28 protein-coding genes are annotated in these 23,524 nt (G+C 70.6%); 7 read left to right on the forward strand and 21 right to left on the reverse strand.

The features are described from left to right. Nucleotides 1–12: 12 nt before the first annotated feature. On the reverse strand, nucleotides 13–774 hold the full coding sequence (locus ACQPZX_RS36660; protein WP_433365864.1) for a trans-aconitate 2-methyltransferase: 762 nt from the start codon (nucleotides 772–774) through the stop codon (nucleotides 13–15). Nucleotides 775–840: 66 nt separating this feature from the next. Between ACQPZX_RS36660 and ACQPZX_RS36665 the strand changes: the two genes are divergently transcribed. Both ACQPZX_RS36665 and ACQPZX_RS36670 read left to right on the forward strand, forming a co-directional pair. After that, nucleotides 841–1,818 carry an aldo/keto reductase gene (locus tag ACQPZX_RS36665; protein WP_433365867.1) on the forward strand — a complete coding sequence of 326 codons (978 nt, stop codon included), beginning with the start codon at nucleotides 841–843 and terminating at the stop codon, nucleotides 1,816–1,818. Then, nucleotides 1,812–2,045 carry a hypothetical protein gene (locus tag ACQPZX_RS36670; protein WP_433365870.1) on the forward strand — a complete coding sequence of 78 codons (234 nt, stop codon included), beginning with the start codon at nucleotides 1,812–1,814 and terminating at the stop codon, nucleotides 2,043–2,045. Before ACQPZX_RS36665 ends, ACQPZX_RS36670 begins: the two co-directional genes overlap by 7 nt. 115 nt (nucleotides 2,046–2,160) lie before the next feature. On the opposite strand, the gene ACQPZX_RS36675 is transcribed toward ACQPZX_RS36670, so the two are convergent. The 7 genes from ACQPZX_RS36675 to ACQPZX_RS36705 form a co-directional block, all read right to left on the reverse strand. Beyond that, the gene (locus tag ACQPZX_RS36675) at nucleotides 2,161–2,364 is read right to left on the reverse strand and encodes a cold-shock protein (protein WP_030440218.1); all 204 of its coding nucleotides are present in this window, start codon (nucleotides 2,362–2,364) and stop codon (nucleotides 2,161–2,163) included. 320 nt (nucleotides 2,365–2,684) lie between these two features. Then, nucleotides 2,685–2,954, reverse strand: a complete 270-nt coding sequence (locus ACQPZX_RS36680) for a DUF4235 domain-containing protein (RefSeq protein WP_433365873.1) — start codon at nucleotides 2,952–2,954, stop codon at nucleotides 2,685–2,687. Then, nucleotides 2,951–3,232, reverse strand: a complete 282-nt coding sequence (locus ACQPZX_RS36685) for a DUF3618 domain-containing protein (protein ID WP_433365875.1) — start codon at nucleotides 3,230–3,232, stop codon at nucleotides 2,951–2,953. The genes ACQPZX_RS36680 and ACQPZX_RS36685 overlap by 4 nt, the downstream gene beginning before the upstream one ends. After that, nucleotides 3,229–3,663: a phage holin family protein gene (locus ACQPZX_RS36690; protein ID WP_433365878.1), complete on the reverse strand. Its 435-nt coding sequence runs from the start codon at nucleotides 3,661–3,663 to the stop codon at nucleotides 3,229–3,231. The genes ACQPZX_RS36685 and ACQPZX_RS36690 overlap by 4 nt, the downstream gene beginning before the upstream one ends. Before the next feature lie 49 nt (nucleotides 3,664–3,712). Next, nucleotides 3,713–4,906: a mechanosensitive ion channel family protein gene (locus ACQPZX_RS36695; protein ID WP_433365881.1), complete on the reverse strand. Its 1,194-nt coding sequence runs from the start codon at nucleotides 4,904–4,906 to the stop codon at nucleotides 3,713–3,715. A gap of 60 nt (nucleotides 4,907–4,966) precedes the next feature. Then, nucleotides 4,967–5,791 carry a DUF1206 domain-containing protein gene (locus tag ACQPZX_RS36700; protein WP_433365884.1) on the reverse strand — a complete coding sequence of 275 codons (825 nt, stop codon included), beginning with the start codon at nucleotides 5,789–5,791 and terminating at the stop codon, nucleotides 4,967–4,969. A 36-nt stretch (nucleotides 5,792–5,827) separates the two neighbouring features. Continuing rightward, nucleotides 5,828–6,157, reverse strand: a complete 330-nt coding sequence (locus tag ACQPZX_RS36705) for a hypothetical protein (RefSeq protein ID WP_433365887.1) — start codon at nucleotides 6,155–6,157, stop codon at nucleotides 5,828–5,830. Nucleotides 6,158–6,196: 39 nt separating this feature from the next. On the opposite strand from ACQPZX_RS36705, the gene ACQPZX_RS36710 reads away from it, so the two are divergent. Continuing rightward, a complete protein-coding gene (locus ACQPZX_RS36710) occupies nucleotides 6,197–6,484 on the forward strand; it encodes a GNAT family N-acetyltransferase (protein WP_433365890.1) in 288 nt (95 codons plus the stop codon). A gap of 545 nt (nucleotides 6,485–7,029) precedes the next feature. Here the strand turns inward: ACQPZX_RS36710 and ACQPZX_RS36715 are convergent. Continuing rightward, nucleotides 7,030–8,577: a glycoside hydrolase family 3 protein gene (locus ACQPZX_RS36715; RefSeq protein WP_433365893.1), complete on the reverse strand. Its 1,548-nt coding sequence runs from the start codon at nucleotides 8,575–8,577 to the stop codon at nucleotides 7,030–7,032. Nucleotides 8,578–8,887: 310 nt separating this feature from the next. Between ACQPZX_RS36715 and ACQPZX_RS36720 the strand changes: the two genes are divergently transcribed. Continuing rightward, entirely contained in the window at nucleotides 8,888–10,519 is a 1,632-nt protein-coding gene (locus ACQPZX_RS36720) for a RecQ family ATP-dependent DNA helicase (protein ID WP_433365896.1), read from the forward strand. 399 nt (nucleotides 10,520–10,918) lie between these two features. Here ACQPZX_RS36720 and ACQPZX_RS36725 read toward each other — a convergent pair whose 3' ends face one another. From ACQPZX_RS36725 to ACQPZX_RS36745, 5 genes are read right to left on the reverse strand one after another with little or no spacing between them, the layout of a single operon-like run. Next, entirely contained in the window at nucleotides 10,919–11,965 is a 1,047-nt protein-coding gene (locus tag ACQPZX_RS36725; protein ID WP_433365899.1) for a hypothetical protein, read from the reverse strand. After that, a complete protein-coding gene (locus tag ACQPZX_RS36730) occupies nucleotides 11,962–12,294 on the reverse strand; it encodes a PadR family transcriptional regulator (protein ID WP_433385641.1) in 333 nt (110 codons plus the stop codon). Before ACQPZX_RS36730 ends, ACQPZX_RS36725 begins: the two co-directional genes overlap by 4 nt. A 43-nt stretch (nucleotides 12,295–12,337) precedes the next feature. Continuing rightward, nucleotides 12,338–12,748, reverse strand: coding sequence for a VOC family protein (locus ACQPZX_RS36735; RefSeq protein ID WP_433365902.1), 411 nt, complete (start codon nucleotides 12,746–12,748; stop codon nucleotides 12,338–12,340). A gap of 49 nt (nucleotides 12,749–12,797) precedes the next feature. Further along, the gene (locus ACQPZX_RS36740) at nucleotides 12,798–13,619 is read right to left on the reverse strand and encodes a helix-turn-helix domain-containing protein (protein ID WP_433365905.1); all 822 of its coding nucleotides are present in this window, start codon (nucleotides 13,617–13,619) and stop codon (nucleotides 12,798–12,800) included. A gap of 18 nt (nucleotides 13,620–13,637) precedes the next feature. Next, nucleotides 13,638–14,141 (reverse strand): hypothetical protein, encoded by a 504-nt coding sequence (locus tag ACQPZX_RS36745; RefSeq protein WP_433365908.1) that lies wholly within the window; start codon nucleotides 14,139–14,141, stop codon nucleotides 13,638–13,640. Between the two features lie 185 nt (nucleotides 14,142–14,326). On the opposite strand from ACQPZX_RS36745, the gene ACQPZX_RS36750 reads away from it, so the two are divergent. After that, nucleotides 14,327–14,677, forward strand: a complete 351-nt coding sequence (locus ACQPZX_RS36750; RefSeq protein WP_433365910.1) for a ClpX C4-type zinc finger protein — start codon at nucleotides 14,327–14,329, stop codon at nucleotides 14,675–14,677. Nucleotides 14,678–14,681: 4 nt separating this feature from the next. Here the strand turns inward: ACQPZX_RS36750 and ACQPZX_RS36755 are convergent, their stop codons facing one another. From ACQPZX_RS36755 to ACQPZX_RS36785, 7 genes are all read right to left on the reverse strand, one after another. Continuing rightward, on the reverse strand, nucleotides 14,682–15,644 hold the full coding sequence (locus ACQPZX_RS36755) for a hypothetical protein (RefSeq protein ID WP_433365913.1): 963 nt from the start codon (nucleotides 15,642–15,644) through the stop codon (nucleotides 14,682–14,684). An 83-nt stretch (nucleotides 15,645–15,727) separates the two neighbouring features. Next, nucleotides 15,728–16,354: a response regulator gene (locus ACQPZX_RS36760; protein ID WP_433365916.1), complete on the reverse strand. Its 627-nt coding sequence runs from the start codon at nucleotides 16,352–16,354 to the stop codon at nucleotides 15,728–15,730. Further along, on the reverse strand, nucleotides 16,351–17,619 hold the full coding sequence (locus ACQPZX_RS36765) for a sensor histidine kinase (RefSeq protein ID WP_433365919.1): 1,269 nt from the start codon (nucleotides 17,617–17,619) through the stop codon (nucleotides 16,351–16,353). Before ACQPZX_RS36765 ends, ACQPZX_RS36760 begins: the two co-directional genes overlap by 4 nt. Nucleotides 17,620–17,633: 14 nt before the next feature. After that, complete coding sequence (locus ACQPZX_RS36770; RefSeq protein WP_433365922.1) at nucleotides 17,634–18,368, reverse strand: ABC transporter permease; 735 nt, start codon at nucleotides 18,366–18,368, stop codon at nucleotides 17,634–17,636. A gap of 4 nt (nucleotides 18,369–18,372) precedes the next feature. Further along, entirely contained in the window at nucleotides 18,373–19,266 is an 894-nt protein-coding gene (locus ACQPZX_RS36775; RefSeq protein ID WP_433365925.1) for an ABC transporter ATP-binding protein, read from the reverse strand. 88 nt (nucleotides 19,267–19,354) lie between these two features. Continuing rightward, a complete protein-coding gene (locus ACQPZX_RS36780) occupies nucleotides 19,355–20,557 on the reverse strand; it encodes a glycosyltransferase (protein ID WP_433365928.1) in 1,203 nt (400 codons plus the stop codon). A 78-nt stretch (nucleotides 20,558–20,635) separates the two neighbouring features. Then, on the reverse strand, nucleotides 20,636–22,210 hold the full coding sequence (locus tag ACQPZX_RS36785; protein WP_433365931.1) for a phytoene desaturase family protein: 1,575 nt from the start codon (nucleotides 22,208–22,210) through the stop codon (nucleotides 20,636–20,638). A 90-nt stretch (nucleotides 22,211–22,300) separates the two neighbouring features. Between ACQPZX_RS36785 and ACQPZX_RS36790 the strand changes: the two genes are divergently transcribed. Further along, nucleotides 22,301–22,765: an SRPBCC family protein gene (locus ACQPZX_RS36790; RefSeq protein WP_433365934.1), complete on the forward strand. Its 465-nt coding sequence runs from the start codon at nucleotides 22,301–22,303 to the stop codon at nucleotides 22,763–22,765. Nucleotides 22,766–22,914: 149 nt separating this feature from the next. Next, nucleotides 22,915–23,511: a dihydrofolate reductase family protein gene (locus tag ACQPZX_RS36795; protein ID WP_433365937.1), complete on the forward strand. Its 597-nt coding sequence runs from the start codon at nucleotides 22,915–22,917 to the stop codon at nucleotides 23,509–23,511. Nucleotides 23,512–23,524 lie beyond the last annotated feature (13 nt).

Consider the following 23,524-nt stretch of genomic DNA (forward strand, 5'->3'; position numbering starts at 1 on the left):
ATGTTCCTTCCGTTATGCCGCGGTCCGGGCCACCACGAAGACGCGGCGGAACGGGAACGCGACGTGCCCGTGTGCCGCCGGGTAGGCGGCGGTCAGCTCCCGGCCGAGGTCGGCGCGGAACGACTCCCAGGCATTCTCGTCCAGCGCGGCCTTGACGGGCCGCAACGCCGTGCCCTCCATCCAGCGCAGCACGGGGTGTGTTTCGCCACCCTCGGGGAGCAGGTGCAGATAGGTCGTCTCCCAGGCGTCCACGCTCGCGCCGGCCGCCATCAGCAGATCGGCGTAGCCGGTGGGATCGTCGACCGGCGCCTCCCGGGTCACATGGCCGACGCCGTACCGACCGGCCACTTGCCGCAGCAGCCGGTGCGAGGGCGCGTCAAAGTTGCCGGGGACCTGCATGGCCAGCCACGCGCCGGCCGGCAGCTCGACGGCCCAGCGGGCGAGCAGGTCGCGGTGGCCGTCGACCCACTGCAGGGTGGCGTTGGTGATCAGCACGTCGACGTCGGCGCCCGGCTTCCAGTCGCGCACGTCGCCGAGCTGGAACCAGGCGTTGCCGCCGTGCGCGACTGCCTTGTCGATCATCTCGGGCGACGAGTCGACGCCGGTCACGCGGGCTTCCGGCCAGCGCTCGGCCAGGGTCAGCGTGAGCTCACCGGGGCCGCAGCCGAGATCGACGACCGCCCGGGGGCGCTGGGCGTCGATGCGGGCGGTCAGATCGAAGAAGGGACGGGAGCGCTCGGCCCCGAAGCGCCGGTAGACGGTCGGATCCCACATGCTCAAACCTCCAAACCGTACGTACGTCTTGCTAGAAGCTAGCACAGGAAGCGATAGGGTTTTCCCGTGGAAAATCGCAGCTTCTCGAGGATGGGCCGCACGGTCGGCGTGGTCGGCCTGGGCGCCTGGCAACTGGGCGCCGACTGGGGTGAGGTCAGCGAGGCCGACGCGCACGCCACCCTGCAGGCCGCGGTCGACGCCGGCGTCACCTTCATCGACACCGCCGACGTGTACGGCGACGGTCGCAGCGAGCAGATCGTCGGCTCGTTCGTCAAAGACAAACCGCAGCTGACGGTCGCCACCAAGATGGGGCGCCGGGTCGAGCAGCTGCCGGAGAACTACACGCTCGACAACTTCCGCCGCTGGAACGACCGCTCCCGGGCCAACCTCGGCGTCGACACGCTCGACCTGGTTCAGCTGCACTGCCCGCCGACGCCGGTCTACTCCACCGGCGCGGTCTACGACGCGCTCGACACCATGGTCGAGGAGAAGCGCATCAAGGCGTACGGCGTCAGCGTCGAGAAGGTCGACGAGGCCCTCGCCGCGATCGCCCGCCCCGGCACCGCGAGCGTCCAGATCATCCTCAACGCGTTCCGGCTCAAGCCGCTCGAGCGGGTGCTGCCGGCCGCCGCCGAGGCCGGGGTCGGCATCATCGCCCGGGTCCCGCTCGCCAGCGGCCTGCTGTCCGGGCGGTACGACGAGCACACCACCTTCCCGGCCAACGACCACCGCAACTTCAACCGGCACGGCGAGTCCTTCGACGTGGGCGAGACGTTCGCGGGCGTCGACTTCGAGACCGGCCTCGAGGCGGTCCGCCGGCTGCGCCCGCTGGTCCCCCCGGGGGCGACGATGGCCCAGTTCGCGCTGCGCTGGATCATCGACCAGCCGGCCGTCACCGTGGTCATCCCGGGCGCCCGCAACGGCGAGCAGGCCCGTGGCAACGCGGCCGCCGACGACCTCGCCCCGCTGTCGGCCGAGACGCACGCGGAGGTGCAAAAGGTGTACGACGAACTGATTCGTCCCCAGGTGCATGACAAATGGTGAACGAACCGGCATCACCCCCGAAACTCAAGGGGTGGCTCCTCATGACGATCGGGCTACTCGCGATCGTCGTCGGTGCGTTGTGGACAGTTCAGGGACTGGACATTCTCACCGACAGCAAGATGAGCGGTAAACAAACCTGGGCATTCGTCGGCGGCGCCGTTGCCGTGTTCGGGCTGATCTTGACCATGATCGGCGAACGTGTCCGATCTCGATCCAAAAGACAATAAGAGCGATTAACGGAAAGCCCCGCACTCCGAAACCGGAGTGCGGGGCTTGTCTAGTTCCGAGCCGATCTCCGCCAGGCGATCGGCGAGCCGGTCACGTAGGACCGCGCGTGGTGTCTCAGAGCGGGCGAACCTGCTCCGCCTGCGGGCCCTTCTGGCCCTGGGCGATCTCGAACTCGACCCGCTGGTTCTCTTCCAGACTGCGGTATCCGCTCATCTGGATGGCCGAGAAGTGGACGAACACGTCAGCACCCCCACCATCGACGGTGATGAAGCCGAAGCCCTTGTCCGCGTTGAACCACTTCACGGTTCCTTGCGCCATGCTGAACTCTCCCTCTGAAAATGCCGACCCTGCTGAAGCCCGGGCCGATGACCGTTTTCGAGCAGCGGCGCCGTGAGGCGGCCTTTCAGAGGACGTCCCATCCGTCGCGACCCGTGGACGCCCGCCGACGCTCAGATCGGCCGGCGTCTCGTGGTCTTGGCGGAAGCAGCGAACCACGTACGCAAAAACTGGCCACACTGTACCTGAGAAACTGCCCGGAAAGCTGCCCCTGAACCGAATCGAATAAACGTCGGCTGATGCGGAAAAGGCCCCCCACTTCGCTCTCGCGATGTGGGAGGCCGTTGCACTTCAGCATGGAGTTAGTTCGGCCATTGACCAGTCAGTTTGCGGACTCCGGTGGCGCCACCCCGATCGACGGCCGCCTTCACGACAGCGAAGATGAGTCCTTGCAACGCGGCGGCCGCGAGCACTTCGCCCCATCCACGTTCCTCATCGGTTGCGTTCGGCGCATCGTCGTCGCCGGACACCACCTTCCAGACCTCTTTGAATGCGAACCCGGCGAGCGCGCCGGCCGCCGCGCCGAGCAACAGGCCGACGGGCTTGTACGCGATCTTGGATACCTTGCTCACCGGCGTCTCCCTCGCATCACCAGAATGATCCCGACAACGGCTGCCACGCCCGCGACGACCAGCGCGATCGGCACCGGCGAGGTGGAGACCGCCTCGCGGGCCCGCTGCTTGGCCACCTCGACCTGGTCCAGCGCCCGCGCTTTGACGTCCGCCTTGGCCGCCAGGGCCTGCACGGTCTCGCCGAGATCGGCGCGGGTCTGCTTGATGTCGGCCCGCAGCTCGTCGATCGTCGGCTTCGGCACCGGCGCCGCGGCGCCGTCGCTCGTCTGTTCGCTCATGCCCGCTTCCGCTCCTTGACCGCCTGCTTGACCTCGTCGACGTCGAGCTTGACGCTCTCGATCGCGGCCATCGGCTCCGGCGGCACCGCCTTGGTCACCTGATTCTTCCCGACCAGCGCCAGGATCCCGGCCACAAGGAACAGCGCCACGGTCCAGATCAGCGCCGCCAGCCACAACGGCAGGAAGATGTCGAACACGATGATCAGCGTCGCGATCGCCGCGCCCACGCCGTAGAAGACCAGGACGCCACCGGTGCCGAACAGCCCGATCCCGATGCCGGCGTGCTTGCCCTTCTCGGCGAGCTCCGCCTTCGCGAGCGCTAACTCGTCGCGGACCAGCCGGGAGATCTGCTCGCTGGCGGTCTGCACGAGCTCGGCCGTGGACTGCTCCGCGACCGGCCTGGTTGCCCTACCGTTCAGGACATCGGCCATCGTGTCCCCCTTTCCCCTGGTTTTGGTTTATGCCCTGATCAACTGCACGTCAATCCTGTTGCCCGAAACCCGCCTTGGCGATGACCTGTGTCGTATCGTCGGGTCCCCCGAACCGCGCCGCGCGAGCCTCCGCGTCCGGCCCGCCCGAGAAAACCTTGGAATCGTCCGAGGGCCTGGTCGGCGAGGGCGGTGGCGGCGTGGGCCGCAGCGGGGTGGGACCCGAGCTCTCCAGGTCGGCGCGAACTCTCGGGAGAGCATCGCGCTGGTGCTGCCACACGTACGAGATGAGCCTCTCCCGCACCAGGCACCGCAGGTCCCACAGCGCCGGCGCGTCGTTGGCGCTGACCAGCGCCCGCAGCCGGACGTTACCGCCCACCGCATCCGTCACCTGCAGCACGCAGACGCGGCCGTCCCAGAGCTTGGTCGCCTCGCAGACGGCACGCAGCTCGGCGCGCAGAGGCTCGATGTCGGTGCCGAAATCCACGTCCAGCTCGGCGGTGCCGAGGACCGCCGATCCCGTACGCGTCCAGTTCTGGAAGGGTTTGGTGGTGAAGTAGGAGGTCGGCAGGATCAGCCGGCGGTCGTCCCAGACCTGCACGGCCACGTACGTGAGCGTGAGCTCCTCGATCCGCCCCCACTCCCCCTCGACGACCACCACGTCGTCGACCCGCACCGCGTCGCTGAAGGCGAGCTGCAGCCCCGCGAAGACGTTGCCGAGCGTGCTCTGTGCGGCCAGCGCCGCGATCACCGAGACCAGACCGGCCGAGGCGAGCACCGAAGCGCCCAGCGCCCGGATCCCCGGGAAGGTCATCAGCACCACGCCCAGCGTGAGCACCACGATCGTGGCGACGGTGACCCGCCGCAGGATCACCACCTGGGTCTTGAGGCGGCGGCGTTTCAGGTTGTCCGGCACATCGGTGCGCCAGCGGGCCAGCGCCGCGTCCTCCAGCACCAGCACCAGCGCCGCCACCAGCCACGCGAACGCCGCGATGAACAGGATCACCAGCAGGTGCAGCAGCGCGCCGCGGCCGGCGAAATCACCGGCCTGCCAGCGGATGCCCTGCTGGACCGCGAACAGCGTCAGCGTGGCCAGAAACGGCCGGTGGGCTGTCCGGGCCAGGTCGGCCGCCAGGACGGAGCGGCGGCCGATCCGGCGGACAGCCCAGTGCAAAATCTCGACTACGACGATCGCGGCGCCGGCCGACGCCACGACGGTCAGGATGCCGATCATCAAGTCGCGCATCGTGCCATCCTCTCCAGCGGCCGGGTCTCCCAACCCTTTCCCGGAGAGTTTGGTGCTGGCTCACACTTTGCGGTACCGAGCCTGTGCGAAGCAGTAGATGCCGAACGCGGCGATGCCCAGCCCGATCAGCGCCAGCAGCCACACGCCCCACGGGTGCCCCGCCAGCGTCTTCAGCGCCGCGTCGAGGCCACGGGCCTTCTCCGGGTCGAAGGTGACGGCGGCGGCGACGACCAGGATGCCGGCGATGCCGTACGCGACGCCCTTCGACATGTAACCCAGCATGCCGAGCCGGACCGTGGACTTCCGCACCGAGGCGGCCATCTGCTCGGTGTTCAGGTGCTTCACGAACTTCTTGCGCAACCCGTACACGAAGATCCCGATGCCGACGCCCAGCACGACCAGGCCGACCAGCCCGATCAGCCAGCGGCCACCATCATGGGACATGATCCCCGCGGACTTGTTCTCCTGGTTCTGCGCCATCGACGCGTTCGCGCCGCGCAGCACGTTGATCGCGTACCAGGCCAGCCAAAGGTAGAGGATCGCGCGCACACCGGAGATCACCCGCTCGGCGACCGCCGTCCGGTCCCGCGGGCCACTCTCGCCGATCACGGCCTCGAAGCCCTGCCAGATGGCCAGGCCGACCATGCCGATCGCGATCAGGACTAGCAGCACCTTGCCCACGCCGTTGCCGGCCAGGGTCTGCAGCGCGCCGGACTGGTCGCTCTCCTGGCCGGAGCCGCGGAAGGCGACCTGGAACGCGATCCAGGCGAACAGGAGGTGGATGATGCCGTAGCCGATGAATCCGGCGCGGGCCACATACTCGAGCGGCTTGCTGTCCGCCGCTCGGGAGGCGGTGTATTTGACGTTCGAGGTGGCAGACGACATACCCCCTCATTGACCGGACTTGACGTCTGACAAACCTCAGTTACGTGACACCTGGAAACTGACGGTGTCGTTGGTAATGCTGTCGAGCGACACCTGAAGGCCCGCGACCTGCGCCGCCTGCTGCCCCTTGGTCAGCGTGACCTGCTCCCCCGCCACGTCGAGCGTCACGGTGTTGGCGTCCGCGCTGACGAATTTCGCGTCGATGCCGAGGACGCTGGCGCTCGCGTTCACCTCGCGGTCGATGGTCACCGTGCACTGGTCGATGCCGCAGTTGACGTTGTCACTGCCGCATCCGGCGAGCAACGCGAGGCCGAGGACGGCGGAGCTGAGTGCGGCGCCGACGCGCCGGGTGGGCTTGAGCACCATTAGAGGGTACGGGGACCGCGCGACCCTAAAGTGAGGGGCGTGAGCGACTTCGATGTGCAGGACAACACCGCCAACCATCGCTTCGAGCTGCTGGTCGACGGCGCGGTCGCCGGCCTGGCCATGTACCGCCGCCGCGACGAGCACACCGTCGTGGTCACCCACAGCGAGGTGAAGCCCGAGTTCCGCGGCCAGGGCCTGGGCAACGAGCTGGCGAGCCGGACGCTGGAGTTGATCCGCTCCCGGGGCGAGAAGATCGTGCCCATCTGCCCGTTCTTCGCCCGCTATGTCGAGGAGCACTCGGAGTACGACGACATCGTCGTCCGCTAGCCCTCTGTGGACGGCGCCCGGTTTTTGTCATACCCAGCTGCTTCACTGGGCCCCACCCAAACCGGGTGGGGGCGGTCCGTGGGCGGCCGGACAAAGACGGCGAAAAGCGCATTTGCCCCAGAGGTCCGCTGAGCTTGGTCGCCGCGGTCGGTTGCGGCGATCGGTGGCCCCCGCTGGGGCGTGCCATGGCCCGAGAGCTGCCAGGTGCAGCCCGCCGCGGGTGCCGTCTTCTCCGCCCGACCCGCTGAAGCCGGCAACTCACCAAGAGGCTCCCGCAGCCGCGAGATCTTGAGCAATTGCTGTTCGATGCGCGCGGGAACTCATCATCCTTCGGAGGGCGGCAGAGCGCGTCACCGGAAAAATCGGGCTATGTCCGGCGGATGGGCCGCCAACATCCCGCGATGCGGTTCGCGCGTCCAGCCGACGGGACGGTCGGCCGGGATCCGGGACTCAGTCCCATCATCCGATAGCCACCGCCACATAGCGGGAAGACAGCCGGGATCGTCCTCGACCAGCAGGATCGTCCCGGTGCCAGCGACAGCGCCCTAGGCGGCGATCGGGGCGGGCACCGGGCTACCGGCGATGAGCTCAGCAGCGGCCAGCCCGCACGCCCGAGTTGCCCCATAAGTGGCGATGTGCACGCCGCCCAGCACCGTCACCGGCACGCCCATCTCCACGACGATCGCGTCGGGGCGCGTCTCGAGGACCCGCCGGATCGCCGCCTCCAGCCACGGATGCCGGTGCACGTCGCGGGCCACCAGCACCAGCGCGCGACCCTCCGCGCCGGCCAGCGGGTCGGCCGCGCCGGCCAGCGGATCCGCCGGGCCTTCGAGGTCGTCGGCGGTGAGCCGCACCGAGGTGGTGCCGGGCAGCAGGCCGTCCAGCGGCGCCCCGATCCCCCACGGCGTCTCGGCGCCGATGGCGATGTTCCGCGGCGGGGCGAACTCCACCACATGCGCCGGCCGGTCGATCGGCAGCGTGGTCGCGCCTTCGGCCACGGTCACCCGTACGGCCCGCCGGGCCGCGTCGAACCCGACCGCCGACCCGCTGCTCGCCGCATGCACGGCGGCGCGAGCGCCCGTCTCCGTCTGCACCCGCGTGGTCCAAGCGCCGAGGCGGCGCACCCGGGCGGCCGCGTCGGCCAGCCGTTCCTCGCTCAGGGAGCCGTCGCGGACGGCCTGGACGATCGCGTCGCGCAGCTGCGTCGCGGTCTGTTCATCCGCGTGATCCCCGCCGACGCAGATCGCGTCCACCCCGGCCGCCAGCGCCATGACGGCGGCGCCGGCCAGCCCGTACCGGCGGCGTACGCCCTGCATCTCGATGCCGTCGGTGACGATCAGGCCCTGGAAGCCGAGCTCCTCGCGCAGCAGGCCGGTCATGATGCGGTGGCTCAGCGTCGCCGGCAGCCGGTCGTCGTAGGCGGGGACCAGCAGGTGCCCGGTCATCACCGCCTGGACGCCCGCCTCGATCGCGGCGCGAAAGGGCAGCAGCTCGCAGGCGTCCAGCTCGGCCCGGTCCCGGTCGATCAGCGGGACGTCGTGGTGCGAGTCGACGCTGGTGTCGCCGTGGCCGGGGAAGTGCTTGGCGCAGGCGGCGACGCCGGCCTCCTGGAGACCGCGGACGAACGCCGCCGAGTGGCGCGCCACCAACTGTGCTTCGGCGCCGAAGGCCCGTACGCCGATCACGGGGTTGTCGGGGTTGCTGTTGACATCCGTGTCGGGTGCGTAGTCGAGGGTGATGCCCGCGTTGGCGAGCTCGGCGCCCAGGTCACACGCCACGGCGAAGGTCAGGGCCGGATCGTCGATCGCCCCCAGCGCCAGGTTGCCCGGGCGGGAGCTGCCGTGCCGCGACTCGAAGCGGGTGACATCGCCGGCCTCCTCGTCGATCGCCACGATCACGTCGGGGCGCTCGGCCCGCAGCTGGGCGGTCAGCGCGGCCACCTGCGCCGGCGACTCGACGTTGCGGGCGAAGAGCGCCACGCCGCCCAGTCCGTCGGCGAGCCATCGACGGATCCAGTCCGGCGCGCTCGTGCCGACAAAACCCGGCTGGAGCACCGTCGCGGCCAGCTCCGGCAGTTCGCCTTGGTTGGGCATGGGCCCCCGTACCTCCGCTGATGTCGTCGCGCGCGCCCGTGGGAGCGCGCCCCCCGTTGTGCGGACCTATGGTCACACCCCTTCCCCGATTTAGTCAACAAACCTTCCTATTTATCGAGACCATGGCGGGACTCGATACCATGCGAGACGTGTCGTATCCGCTAGCCGCCTCCGGCGTCGATTGGTCACAGATCCACGCCGTACGCCTGCTGGGTGTTGCTCTTGCAGTGCTGCTCTTGCTCTGGGCGATCCGGCGGATGTTCAAGTAGCGGTTTGACTGTCACACCCGTGGGGCACAATGGCCCGCGCCATGAAGCTGCCTGTGTACGGACCACGCCTGCGCCGGGTCGCGCGCTCCCAATTCGGTTGGCCCTCCCTGCGCCCCGGCCAGTTCAAGCCGATGCGCGCGGTGCTGCGCCGCCGCGACGCGCTGGTCGTGCTGCCCACCGGGGCCGGAAAGTCGGCCATCTACCAGGTGCCCGCCGTCCTGCTGCCGGGCCCGACGGTCGTGATCTCCCCGCTGCTCGCCCTGCAGCAGGACCAGATCGCGGCGCTCAACGAGCGGAACGATCCGAAGATCCGCGCCGTGCGGGTCAGCTCGGCCGAGACGCCGAATCAGCAGAAGGCCGCGCTCGAGGAGATCCGCACCGGGCGCGCCGAGTTCCTCTTCATCACACCCGAGCAGCTGAGCAACCCCGACCGGCTGGCCGAGGTCCGCGCGCTCAAGCCCGGGCTGGTAGCCGTCGACGAGGCGCACTGCATCTCGGCCTGGGGCCACGACTTCCGCCCCGACTACCTCGCCCTCGGCGACATGATCAAGCAGATGGGCCGGCCACCCGTGCTGGCGCTGACCGCCACCGCCTCTCCGCCGGTGCGCGACGACATCATCGACCGGCTCGGCCTGCGCCGGCCCGAGATCCACATCTCCGGCCTGGACCGCCCCAACCTGTTCCTCGAGGTCGCCTACTGCCCCGACGAGGACTACCGCTGGCGGCGGCTCACCAAGCTGATCGACTCGGTCTCCCGCCCCGGCATCGTCTACGTCGCCACCCGCCGGGCCGCCGAGGAGCTCGCCGAGCGCCTGACCGACGCGGGTTACAACGCCGCCTTCTACCACGGCGGCATGGCCGGCGGTCCGCGCGAGCAGCGCCAGGAGGACTTCACCGCCGACAAAGTGGACATCATGGTGGCTACGTCCGCGTTCGGCATGGGCATCGACAAGGCCAACATCCGCTGGGTCGCGCACGTGGCCCTGCCCGATTCGCCGGACAGCTACTTCCAGGAGATCGGCCGCTCCGGCCGCGACGGCGAGCCCGCCCACGCCATGCTGCTGTGGCGGGCCGAAGACGAAGCCATCCAGCGCTTCTTCACCGGCGGCGCGCCCGACGAGACCGAGCTGCGCACACTGGCCGCCGCGTTGCGCAACGGCCCTGTCACCAAAACGGCTTTGAAGGACAAAACGGGCTTGGGCCCGCGCAAGCTGGGTGCATATCTGGGCCTGCTGGAACAGGTAGGCGCCGCCGTGTCCGGCGCCGGCAACAAGATGACGATTCCGCTTTTCGCCCCGCTTCCGGCCGCGGCGGCAAAGGCTGCCATTGACGCGTACGAGCGGCAGCAGGTGGTCTCCCGTTCCCGGACCGACATGATGCGCGGTTTCGCCGAGGCTCGCGGATGCCGCAGTCAGATGCTGCTGGCCTACTTCGGCGAGGACATGCCCAGGCCGTGCGGCCACTGCGACAACTGCGTGAACGGCGTGACCACGGAGCCGTCCTCCTCCGCCGAGCCGTTCGCCGTGCACAGCAAGGTCCGCCACGGGGAGTGGGGCACGGGCATGGTGATGGGCTACGAGGAAGACCGCATGACCGTCCTCTTCGACGACGTCGGCTACAAGACGCTGTCGGTCCCGGTCGTGCTGGAAAACAAGCTCCTCGCCTCCGCGTAATCGCCCGGCCACTGCTCTACCTCGACCTCGACGGCGTGCTGGATCCCGAGGGCGGCCCCCGTTACCCGCCGGCCGACCAGGAGTACGTCTACGAGCATCACGCCGGCCGCGCGCTGCTGCTGACCTTCGACCCCCCAACCGCCCTGCGAAGCCGACTTCGCGGCGTTGACCGCCTGGGCGGCGGAGGTTACGGAATAGCCGGTCAGTCGTCCCGACTGGCGAGGAACCATGCTGAGGTGCGCGGCCGATTCAGTCGCGGCTTAGAGGACGTCGCTGGGCTCCGCCAAGAAAGCGGCCCGCCAGGACCATCCCGAGGCGGTGCGCCTGGATCGGCGTGTGGCCGACGGGCGGCGGGCCGGCGGGCGGGCCGGCGGGCGGCCGGCGCGGGCGGGCGGCGGGTCAGGCCGGCTCCTCGGCGGGGATGGCGGGTGGCGGGGCGGTGACTGCCGGAGCGGCCGGTGAGCGGGCGGCCATCCATTGGCCGACGGCTACGAACCAGCCGAGCAGGAGCAACCACAAGTAGGGGTCGACGAGCTCGATGCGGCTGTTGGTGAGCTGGTCGGCCGGGGTCAAGGCGTGCGGCGCCAGGCTGGGGATGAGGTCGGGCGGGCCGAAGCTGGACAGGATCACCACGGCGTTGAAGATCAGTAGGGCGCCGGTGGTTCCGGCGATCAGGGCGGCTCGCAGGGCGGCCATCGGGTCGCGGCGCGGTGTCAGGAGGATGGTGAGGGCCATGCCGGCGGCGGTCAGGGCGGCGGCGAAGCCGGGGCCGGGCGGGATCGGCGGGGCCAGCAGCACCACGAGCGCCCATGCGGCGGCTGCGGTTGTGCCGCCGGCCAGGCCGAGGAGCAGCGAGCGGGACGTGGCGCGGGCGCGGCGGCCGGTCATGGCCAGGGTCGCCGCGAGGTAGACGGCCAGCACGACCGAGAGGACGGGCACGCCGGTCAGGTCGTTGTTGTCCTTGTGGGCGATCGAGACGTCGAGCTCCACTGCCAGGGCGCCGACCAGCAGATATCCGAAGGCGCGAGCGAACCGCGCCGCCCGGCTCGGAGCTACCGGGCCGAGTGGTCCGACTACACCCAGCTCGGCGACGACGGCCAGGACGGCGGCGAACACCACTACACCCCACCGCCGCGGCGCCCAGTCGATGGTGGCGCTCCAGAGAACTACGTAGGCCACGACGGAGGCGGGCAGCAGCGCGTAAGCGACGCGGCGCCACACCGCCGGGCGGGTGGCGATCGCCGCGACGCAGCCGGTCGCGAAGCGGCGTCGCTCGTCGCGTTGGGTGACCGCGTCCAGCTCCGCGCGCATGGCCATGCCCCACTCGCGCTGCTCCGGCGGCAGCAGCTGCACCGCGACCGCCAGCGCACGCCCGGCCGCGTCGCGTCGAACCCCGCCGGACCGCGGCGGCGCGCTGGATTGCGGCGTGTGTGGTGAATCGGTCACCACGCACCCCCGAATTCCGCCGGGCGCAGCGTTCGTGGGCGGAGGCCGGCCGTCGACGGCGGTCGCTCGGTCGCCGGTGCCACCTCCGCCGCCAGCTCGCGGCCCGCCTCGGTCAGGCGGTACAGGTGGCGGGGCGGGCGGCCGGCCGGCGGCGCGATCTCCCATGTGGACTCCAGCAGGCCCCGGTCGGTGAGGCGCATCAGGATCGGGTAGAGCGAGCCGGCCCGCAAGCCGACCTGCCGGCCCAGCTCGTAGCCGTATCGCCAGGTCGACGGCTCGTCGGCCAGCGCGTGCAGGACCGCAGCGGTCTGCGGGGAAGGGCGCCTCATCCGGGTCACGAGGCGTAACTCTATATAGGTAGAGTTACGCCCGCTAGCCCCTCGGCTCTCCGCGATAGGTGCCGAAGGACCAGAGGTTGCCCTCGGGGTCGCGGGCGGCGAACTCGTGGGAGCCGTACTCGGTGTCCTGGGGCGGGCGGATGATCTCGGCGCCGGCCTTCGCGGCTCGGGCGTGGAGGGCGTCGACGTCGTCGGCGACCGCATAGGCGCCGAAGGTGCCGGGTGGGAGGGCCCACTGGTCGTCGGGGCCGCGGTTGGCGGAGCCGAGCATGATGCCGCCGCCGGGCGGCCAGCTCAGCTGGGCGTGATCCACCCGGTCGCCCTCGCCGTAGACGACGGTCTCCTCGAAGCCGAACGCTTCCACCAGGAACTTGATCAGGGCGCGGGCGTCGTTCGCGCGCAGCGTGGGCCACACCTGCGGTGGCGGGGTCTTCGCATCGGTCATGGCTCGATCCTCGCCCGTCGTGGCGGGCGAAGGCTTGGACAAAACCGAACTAGATCTCGCGCAGGCTGGTGAGGAGGTCGAACTCGTCGGCCAGCCAGGTCGTCGGCGTGCAGCCGGCGAAGGCGTGGAACTCGCGGACCAGATGGGACTGGTCGGCGAAGCCGTGCGCGGCGGCCAGGTCGGCGAGGCGGGTGGCGGGGCTCAGCGCGCGGCGGGCGCGATCGAACCGGGCGACCCGGGCGGCCTCCTTGGGGCGCAGGCCCACCTCGGCCCGGAAACGATCGGTGAGATAGCGGGGGCTCCAGCCGACCTCGGCGGCAACGGCGGCCACGGGGGCGGGTTCGCCGATCAAAAGACGGCCGCAGGCGTACGCGATCTCGGGCGCCACGCCGGGTGAATCGTCGCGTAGGTGACGCAGCAAGGCCTCGTCGACCACCGCGAAGCGCGACGGCCAGTCGGAGGCGGCTCGCAGGCGATCGCGGATCTTGTCGACCATCAGGTCGCCCAGCACGTCGGCGGCCGCCAGGTCGGAACCGGCCAGCTCGGCGGCGGGCAGCCCGAACAGCGCCCGGCAGCCCAGCGGGTGCAACGCCACCTGGACACCGGACTGCCGGCCCGGATGGGTGATCACCGCGGGGGCGAGGTGCAGGCCGCCGATCAGCGCGTCGTAGCTCTCGGGGCGCTGGCGGGGATCGGGGTGGACCACCACGTCCAGCGGGTCGTCGATCGTGAAGATCAGCGTCAGGTACGGCGAGGGCAGCCCACGATGGCGGGCCGGCGCCACTCCGGTCTGGCGGTACCCGGAATAGAAGCCGACGAACGGGCGCAGGGCGGCCGCGGGCCGCGCCTGCGTGTACTCGTCGACTCCCATCCCGCCAGCATGGCAGTTCTACTCGGCGAGCGCCTTCGCCAGCTCGTCGCGGAACTCGCGCTCGGTGTCGGTCACCTGCTCGCCGCCGATCCCCAGCACGCCGCCGGTGCTGGCCGCGCCGACGACGCTCTCGGCGATCTCGACGAGCCAGTGCTTGTAGGTCTCGGCGTCGGCCTGGTCGGCCTTCGCGGTCAGCAGCGCATTGGCCTCGGCCGCGCGATCGAGCACGTCCCCGACGTACGCGATGGGGTCCGGCGGCTCGATCACCGGAGCCTCCTCGCCCAGCTCGGGATCGCCCACCTCGGCGAGCAGCTCGGCGGCGACGGCGGCGACCAGGGGACTCGCGGACACCCGGGCGTCGGCGATCACGTCGCGGCCGGCCTCGTTCTCGGCCCGGGTCTTGCGGGCGCTGTCGGGCGTAGCGGCGCTCGCCGCCGTCAGCACCGACTGCGGCAGGCCGACCAGCAGCCCCCACTCGGCGTCGGTGAAGCCCAGCTTCGCGTAGAGCGGTTCGTCCGTCACGACAATCGTCCTCACATCTCGGCACATCGGCAGATCGCTTCTTCACTACCCCGACCGTCGCCGGAGATCACCGACCCGCGGCAGCGAGTCGGAAAGTACCAGCCGCAGGGGACATACGGGCTTGTCAGGTGTAGCCTGACAGCCGTCAGGGAGCACCTGACAAACCTCTACCGCCGGGAGATGCCATGACGGCAATTCAGCTTTGTTGCTCCTTCTGCGCCAAGCCGAGCCCGGAAGTCGAGAAGGTGATCGCCGGGCCCGGCGTGTACATCTGCAACGAGTGCGTCGAGCGGTGCAACGACGTCCTCCGGTCCGAGCAGGCGGACAGGCGAGTCTCCACCTGGGAAGAGGGGATGACCGACGAGCAGATCCTCGACCAGCTTCCCCGCGTCGCCGCCGTGGGAGCCCAGACCGAGGAGAGCCTCCAGCGACTGGTCACCATCCTGCGGGAGCGGAAGGTGACCTGGGCGCGCATCGGCTCCGCCCTCCGGATCACGCGCCAATCCGCGTGGGAGCGGTTCTCCGGCGAAGAGTAGCCGCTCAGGTGGCCATCGGGGTGCTCCGCAGGAGTGCCAGCGCCCGTGCGGCGGCCGCCACTATCGCCGCTACGGCCACGGCGGCGATGGTGTCGGCGAGCAGCGGGGCCTGCAGCGGGTTGATGGCGGCGGCCGACTCGACGACCGACAGCGCGCAGAGGACGGCGTAGCCGGCCGTGGCCAGGGCCACCGTCCGGACCCGTGATCGCTCCGGCAGGGGGGTGCGGGCCAGCAGCCAGGCCAGCAGGGGCAACGCCAGGACGCCGTGCATGGGGACGAAGTGGGCCGGTTTCCACTGGGAGCCGACGGCATAGGCCGCCAGCTGGTCGCCGCGGGAGACGTCGAGGACCGCCGTGACGACCATGACGGCGCCGATCAGCAAGGCCGTGTCGAGGGCCAGGAAACCGGCGCGCAGGGCCAGGCGCATCGACGGGGCCACGCCGGGAAGCGGGCGCCAGGTCGCGATGGTCAGGGCCAGCAGGACGACGATGATGACGCCTCCGCCGGCGGCCAGGACGCGGGAGACCGCGCTGTCGAACGGGGTCTCCATGTTGAAGTGCGACGGGACCCGGCGCCAGGCCTGCAGGGTGATCAGCAGGACCTCGACGACCGAGGCCGTGGCGAACACGCCCAGCAGCAGGTTGCGGGTGCGGTCGCGCAGCGGGATCGACGAGGTCACCCAGGCCATGGTGATCAGGGTCAGGCCGAAGGACAGGCCGAACGTCATCGGCTTGCGCCAGGAGACCGGGCCCTCCCAGGTGCCGCCGGAGGTGATCAGGACGGCGGCGTGGAAGAGGCCGCTCGCGATCAGCACCGCACCGAGGAGATAGCCCGCCCGCTCGATGGGCCGCACCCCCAAGGCAGACGGCGCGGCGACCGGAGGCGGGTCGGGCACCGGCACGCCGGGGGCTGGTGGGCCGAAGGGCAGCGCGTGGACGGCGGAGGCGGAGCTCGATGTACCGGGCATGGCGTCGATCCTTGCGGAAGAGAAGTGGGTGCGCGTCGCACCAGCGTCGTACAGCCTTCTACCACCTGGGTATGACACGGGCCTCAGTCGCGGCTCATCAATCCCTGCTCGAAGGCCGCGGCAACGGCCGCTGCTCGGTCGCGAACGCCCAATTTGGCGTACGCGTGAAGAAGGTGGGTCTTGACCGTCGCCTCGCTGATGAAAAGCAGTGCGGCCGCCTCCCGGTTGCTGTTGCCGCGCGCGATGAGCGTGAGCACTTCGATCTCGCGGGCGGACAGCGGCTCCTTCACCGGCGAGCGCAGGCTGCCCATGAGACGGCCGGCCACGGCCGGTGACAACACCGACTCCCCGCGATGCGCCGCCGTGACCGCCCGGAACAGCTCCTCGCGCGGCGTGTCCTTGAGCAGGTATCCGGTGGCCCCGGCCTTGATCGCGGGCAGCACGTCGCGGTCGGTGTCATAGGTGGTCAGCACCAGCACGCGAGCCGTGCTGCCCTGCGCGCGCAGCTCCTTGATCGTGGTGACGCCGTCCATCTCAGGCATGCGCAGGTCCATCAGCACCACGTCGGGCGACATCGACAGGGCCACCGCCAGCGCCTCGCGCCCGTTCCCGGCCTCGCCGAGCACCTCGAAACGATCGTCCCCGGCGAACATGCCGCGCAGCCCGTCCCGCACGACCGGGTGGTCGTCGACGATGAGCAGGCCGATCATGCCGCGACCCCGAGCGCCGGCACGCACGCCGACACCGCCGTGCCCGAGCCCGGCTCCGACTCGACCTCGAGCGTCCCGGCGACGCGCAGCACCCGGTCGCGCATCGCCGTCAGCCCGTAAGACGAAATTTCGGGGGAAACAGACACATCAAACCCAACACCATCATCCCGTACGTCCAAGGTGACTACATCTTCCATGTACGACAAAGTCAGGATCGCTCGTACGGCGGAGGCGTGGCGGGCCACGTTGGCAAGGGCCTCCTGCGCCGTCCGGAGCAGCGTCATCTCGATCTCCGGCAGCAGCGGCCGAGGGGTTCCCGTGGTGATCAGCGACGCCGTCACGCCGTGCAGGGAGGACCAGGTGGACACCACCTCCGCGAGCGCGTCCGGCAAACCGGCGGAATCGAGCGGCTGCGGCCGCAGGGCCTGCACCGACCGCCGGGCCTCGGTCAGGCTCTCCCGGGCCAGCTTCTTCGCCGCCGCGACGTGCCGCTCCCACGACGAGGGCACCGCCGCGGCCGCCTCCAGCTGGGTCACGATCCCGGTCAGTCCCTGGGCGAGCACGTCGTGGATCTCCCCCGCCATCCGCTGCCGCTCGTCGTGCACGCCCGCCTCCCGCGCCTGCACCAGCAGCTGGGCGTGCAACCCGGCGTTCTCCTTCAGCGCCGCCTCGAGCTTCGCGTTGGCCTCCGCGAGCTCCTGGATCATCTCGGCGCGCTTGGCCGACTGCTCGTGCGTCATCGTGCTCAGCAGCGTCATCGACCCGGCGATCACCACGTTGAACAGCAGGAGGATGAAGAAGTAGCCCCACGCGTCCCGATTCTCGATCACCGGGAAGCCGCCGGCCTGGGACAGTGCGGTGGCGATGGCGACCACGGAGGCGCCGGCCAGCCGCGAGAAGCGTCCCTTCAACGCGTACCCGGTGAAGAGGTATCCGGACCAGGCGAAGAACCCGAAGAGCGGGCTGCACCAGACCAGCAGGTAGATCAGCACGATGACGACGCAGTAGAAGACCACCATCCGGCGGGGGTTGTGCTCCCACTGCGGGTGCAGCGTGGTCCACCAGAGCATCCAGCCGGCGGTGACGACCACGATCAGGCCGATCAGCGGGTACGGCACCGTCGGCAGGTCGGCGGCCGCGCCGATCGGGACGATCGCGGTCGAGCAGACGAGCGCGCCGTACGGCACCCACATCAGCCACCGGTCGAGCCGTCGTTGCGAGGTCTCCAGCCGGGCGGCCTCCGCCCTGTCCGACACACCCGACATCTCGGCCGACCTCCTCAGGACCAGCGGAACAGCCGGGCCGCCGCGAACCCGAACACCGCGAGGTATCCCACCAGCACGGTAGCCGACAGCAGGCCGGGCCAGTGACCCGTCATGGTCTCGTGCAGCGCCCGCTCCCCCGCGCCCATCGGCGTGAAGTCACCGACCCGCTGCAGCCACGAGGGCATCACCTCGCGCGGCACCCACAGCCCGGCGAAGAACATCACCGGGAAGAACAGCAGCGTGCCGATCGAGTTGCCGGCCTTCCCGCTCGGCGCCAGCGCCGCGATGAACAGCCCGATCGCGAAGACCCCCAGCGCGGTGAGAACAAAGGCCAGGACAAAACCCACAAAATTCCCGGCGATGGGTACGTCGAAAGCAAGGCGCCCCACGGCGATGGCGAGCGCGCTGGACGCGATCGCCGTGACCAGAGCCGACGCCATCTGCGCGGCCAGTAACAGCTCGGGCCGGGCCGGCGTGGTGGCGAGCCGCCGCAGGATGCCCTTCTCCCGGTAGGTCGCGAGCGCCATCGGCGTCACCTGCAGGCCCAGCATCGCCAGGGTCAGCGCCACCGCGATTCCCACGTAGACGTCGACCACCCGCAACCCGCCCAGGTCGGCCGACGGCTCGCGGAACGCCGGGACGCTGCCGAGGATCACCACCAGCACGGTCGGGAAGAGCAGCGAGAAGAACGCGGCCACCGGCTCGCGGGCCAGCAGTCTGAGCTCGCTCAAGGTCAGTTTGGTGAACATGGTGTCAGTCCTTCCCGACGAGCCGGACGAACGCCTCGTCCAGGCTGGCCTGCTCGATCCGCAGGTCGTTGGCGATGATCTGGTGGGCGGCCAGCACCGAGGTGACCGCGTGCAGCAGGTTGCCGGTGCCGGACACCTCGACCTGCGGGCCGCGCCTCTCGACCGAGGTCACTTCCGGCGCGGCCAGCAGCAGCGCGTCGTCGAGCGGCGCCGAGGGCCGGAAGCGGATCCGCTGCTCGGCGCTGATCGCGTCGACCAGCCCGGCCGGGGTGTCGAGCGCGACGACCCCGCCGTGGTCGATCACGGCGAGCCGGTCGCAGAGCCGCTCGGCCTCCTCCATGAAGTGGGTGACCAGCACGATCGTCACGCCGCTGTCGCGGATCGACTCGATCAGGTCCCAGGTGTCGCGGCGGGCCTGCGGGTCCAGGCCCGTGGTGAGCTCGTCGAGAATGGCGATCTCGGGGTTGCCGACCAGGGCGAGCGCGATCGACAACCGCTGCTTGCGGCCGCCGGAGAGCTTCGCGTAACGCGTACGCAATTGGTCGGAAAGCCCGAGCTCTCGCGCCAACGCCCGCCAATCGGCCGGGGCCTGGTAGAAGGAGGCGTAGAGCTGCAACGCCTCCTGGACGGTCATCTTGTCGGGGAGCTGGCTCTCCTGGAGCTGCACGCCGACCTTCTGCCGGAGTTTCCGGTCGCTCGGCGGCAGGCCGAGGACGCTGATCGTGCCCCCGTCCGGCACGCGCAGGCCGGCGACGCACTCGACGGTGGTGGTCTTGCCGGCGCCGTTGGGGCCGAGGATTCCGAAGATCTCGCCACGCTCGACGGTGAACGAGACATCCCGCACCGCGACCGTGTCCCCGTAGCGCTTCCGCAGATTCTGGACCTCGATGACTGGCATGCATCGAGCGTCGCGTGGAATCGACCCCGCCGAATCGACCGGCGAGCGAGCGTTCCGGTCAACCAGTTGGTGGATGCGGGCTTACGCCCTACGCCACGGCCTCGGTGTTCGCCTCGCTCGTGCTGGTGCCCCGGCGCAATCCGGCCACGGCCGCGTAGACCGAGCCGACCTGGGAGGCGACCCGCCGCCACGAGTACGCCTGCCGCGCGCGATCGAGGGCGGCCGTCGCGTACGCGAATCGGCGCACCTTGTCGTTGACCAGCCGGCGCAGCGCCCCGCCCAGCGCCCGCGGGTCGCGGGCCGGCACGAGATCGCCGGTCAGCCCGTCGACCACGGCGTCGTTGAGCCCGCCCACCGCGGTCCCCACGATCGGCACGCCGCAGGCCATCGCCTCCAGCGCGGACGGCTCGAACTCCTCCTGCCAGGGCGCGGCCACCAGCAGGTCGGCCGAGCGGTACCAGCCCGGCATGTCGGCCGGCGGAACCCGGCCCACCAGCCGGAACCGGTCGGCGACCTGCAGGCGCTCGGCGAGGGCGCGCAGCTTGCGGGCGCCCGGGTCGGCGGGCAGCTGATCGGCGGGCGGTCCGCCGACGACCACCACCTCGGCGCTCGGCACCCAGCGCATGGCCTGGATGACGTCGCCGAAGCCCTTGCGCTCGACCAGCTTGCCGACCGAGAGGATCCGCGGCCGTTCCGGGTCGCGCTCGACGGCCGGGCCCTCGGGCGTGAACCGCTCCGAGTTGACCCCGGCGGGGACGACCGTGAGCTGCGTCCTCGGCACGCCGATGCGCACGAGACCGCGTACCTCGTCCTGTGATTGGGCGACCACCCGGTCGACCGCGCGGCCCAGCGCCCGCTCGTAGCCCGACCGCGACGGCTTGCCGTCGCCGGTCGGCTCGGCCTCGCCGAGCTCGTGGAACGACTGCACCACCGGTACGCCCAGCTGGCGGGCGGCGGTCACGGCGGCCAGGCCGCTGGTCCAGAAATGGGCGTGCACGACCTCGGGCGCCCAGCCGGCGCGCCACCGCTCCTCGAGCCAGCGCGCGAACTCCCCCATGTACGGCAGGAGCAGGTCGGGCGCGACGACGTGGGCCGGGCCGGCCGGCACGTGCACGACGTGGATGCCGCCGCGGGTGGTCACCTCCTCGGCGACCGTGGGGTCGTCCCGCCGGGTGTAGACGCGTACCTCGTGGCCGAGCTCGGCGAGCGCGGCCGAGAGGTCGGCGACGTGGGTGTTCTGCCCGCCGTCGCCCAAGGGGCTGGCGTGCTCGGAAATCATCGCGATGCGCACGGTGTCCCTCCGGTCGGGCGACGGTGACGGGGTGCTTGGTGCCCGACGCCCGAATCGGTAAACATCACCCCTCCCACGTTACCGGTAGACAGCCCGCTGAGCTGCGGCGATGGCCGCACGGTAGAGATCGCCTGTGACGGGCGCCTCGCGGGCCAGCGCGGCCCGCGCGGCGTTCGCGCCCGGGGCGCCGTGCACGCCGCCGCCGGGGTGGGCCGAGGAGCTCGCCAGATAAAGGCGGTCGACCGGCGTGTCGGCCCGGCCGAGGCCGGGGATCGGGCGGAGGAAGAGCTGCTGGTACGCGGCCGCGGTGCCGCCTCCGATGGCGCCGCCGTTCAGCGACGGGTTCTCGCGCTCGAGGTCGGCCGGGGAGAACACATTCCGGCCGATGACCAGCTCGCGGAAGCCGGGCGCCGCCTTCTCGATCGCGGCCTCCACCTTGTCGACGTGGGCCGCCATCTCGTCGGCCTGCCATTTGTCGAGCCTCGGCAGGTGCGTGTAGGCCCAGGCGGACTCCGTGCCGGGGGGCGAGTGCCGCGGGTCGGCCGTGGACATCTGGCCGAGAAGGAGGAAGGGATTCCGCGGTATCTCGCCGGTGGCCAGCTCGGCCGCGTATCGGGTGAGCCCGTTCAGATCCGCGTTCAGATGGACGGTACCGGCGCCGTTGACGGCCGGGTTGGTCCACGGGATCTTGCCGCGAAGGGCCCAGTCGACCTTGAGGGTGGCGCCGTCCCAGCGGAAATGGGACAAATCGTCTACGAGGCGCGGCGGCATCTTCTCAGCTCCGACAAGATCGAGGAACAATGCCGGGGCCGGCACATCGGCGAGGACCGCCCGTTTTGCCCGGTAATCCCGGTCGGCGCGGACACCCATCGCCCGGTTGCGGGCGATCAGGACACGCTCGACCGGCGCGTCGTAGACGATCTCGCCGCCGCGGGCCTCGAGCCGGGCCACCAGCGCGTCGGTGATCCGCTGGGCGCCGCCGGACGGGACCGGCCAGCCGACCTCCTGCCCGAGCATGGCGAGGAGCCAGCCGTAGACGCCGCTGCCCGCGTCGTCCGGCGACAGGTCGGTGTGCAGCGCGCAGCCGGCCAGCGCCAGCGTCGCGCCCTCGCCGCGGAAGAGCTCCGAGCCGAGCTGGCGGGCCGGCAACATCAGCCGCCGCCCCATCCGGAGCGCGCCGGCGACCCGTAGCCGGGCGAGCAATCCCAGGCCGGCCGTCACCGGCGGGAACGGCCGCAGGAGCGCGCCCAGTAACGGCGCCGAGATCGACAGCCACTGTTCGTACGCGGACTTCCATCGCTCACCGTCACCCGGGGCGAACTGCTCCATCGACGCCATGGTCGTCTCGAGGTCGCGGTTGACGGTCGCGGCCCGCCCGTCCGGCAGCAGGTGGGCGAAGACGTCGGGCGCGTGCCGCCACTCGATGCCGAGGTCGAGCTCGCGCAGCACCGGCGACGCGATCCCCAGCGGATAGAACGAGCTGAACAGGTCCGACAGGTACCCCGGCGAGGTGACGAAGCCGGACCGCACGGCGCCGCCCGGCCGCGGCGTCGCCTCCAGCACGAGCACCGACCACCCGGCGTCGGCCAGCACGTTCGCGGCGACCAGCCCGTTGTGCCCGGCGCCGATCACGATCGCGTCGGCGGTGTCCATGTGATCTCCCCACCACGTTTAGCCCCAGAATGCCCGGGCACGTCCTTGCATAACACGAACGGAAAACTCGACCGGAAGGAAAGAGATCCCGTGAGTACCGTGACGGAGTCTGTTGACGTCAACGTTCCCGTTCGCACCGCGTACAACCAGTGGACCCAGTTCGAGGAGTTCCCGCGGTTCATGGACGGTGTGCGGGAGATCCGCCAGCTCGACGACACCCACCTGCACTGGAAGACCGAGATCGCGGGCGTCAAGCGCGAGTTCGACGCCGAGATCACCGAGCAGGTGCCGGACGAGCGCGTGGCCTGGAAGTCCACCGGCGGCGAGAAGCAGGCCGGCGTGGTCACCTTCCACCGCCTGGACGACACCCACACCCGGGTGACGGTCCAGATGGACTTCGACCCGCAGGGCGCGGTCGAGACGGCCGGCGCCAAGCTGGGCATGGTCGACCACCGCGTGAAGGGCGACCTGAAGCGCTTCCGCGAGTTCATCGAGGACCGCGACGGCCTCGAGACCGGCGCGTGGCGCGGCGACGTGGATCGACCCGGACTGTAAGCGCGACACCAGGGAGACGGCCGCCGAGCGCGGCCGTTTTCCGTGTCCGCCAAATTCTTTCCGCGCGGGTGTCGTATCCGGCCGGTGGTGTTCGTAGCAGGGGTGAGACCGCCCACGAGGGGCGGCCCGAAGAAAAGGGAACCCCGAGCATGAAGCTCACGACCATGACCCAGGTCACCCTCGACGGCGTGATGCAGGGCAACGGCGGCGCCTCGGACGAGGACCGCCGGAACGGATTCGAGCGCGGCGGATGGGCCCTCGGCAAGGGCGACGACGAGACCCACGCGCTGATCAAGCAGACCTACCAGCGCGCCGACGCGTTCCTGTTCGGCCGGCGGACCTACGAGCTGTTCGCCGCCTCGTGGGGATCCATGACGGAACAGGACAACCCGGACTGGGCGGCCGTCACGCGCGCGTTGAACACGCAGCCCAAGTACGTGGTGTCGACGACGCTCGCCGATCCGGCCTGGCCGGGCACCACCCTGCTGGCCGGGGACGTCGCCGCCGCGATCCGGGAGCTGAAGGCGAAGTCGGACGGCGAGCTGCAAGTGCACGGAAGTGGCACGCTGATCCGGTGGCTGCTGGCGAACGATCTCGTCGACGAGATGACGCTGATGGTGGTCCCGGTGATTCTCGGCCAGGGCGCGCGATTGTTCCCCGAGAACGGCCCGGATCTCGCGCTCGATCTGGTCGAGTCGCGCGTCGACACCAAGGGCGTGGCGATCAACGTCTACCGGCCGGCCTGACAACCCCGAGGAG

Origin of the sequence: Actinoplanes sp. CA-142083 (assembly GCF_050942195.1) — a bacterium.
In the GTDB taxonomy this organism is placed as follows: domain Bacteria; phylum Actinomycetota; class Actinomycetes; order Mycobacteriales; family Micromonosporaceae; genus Actinoplanes.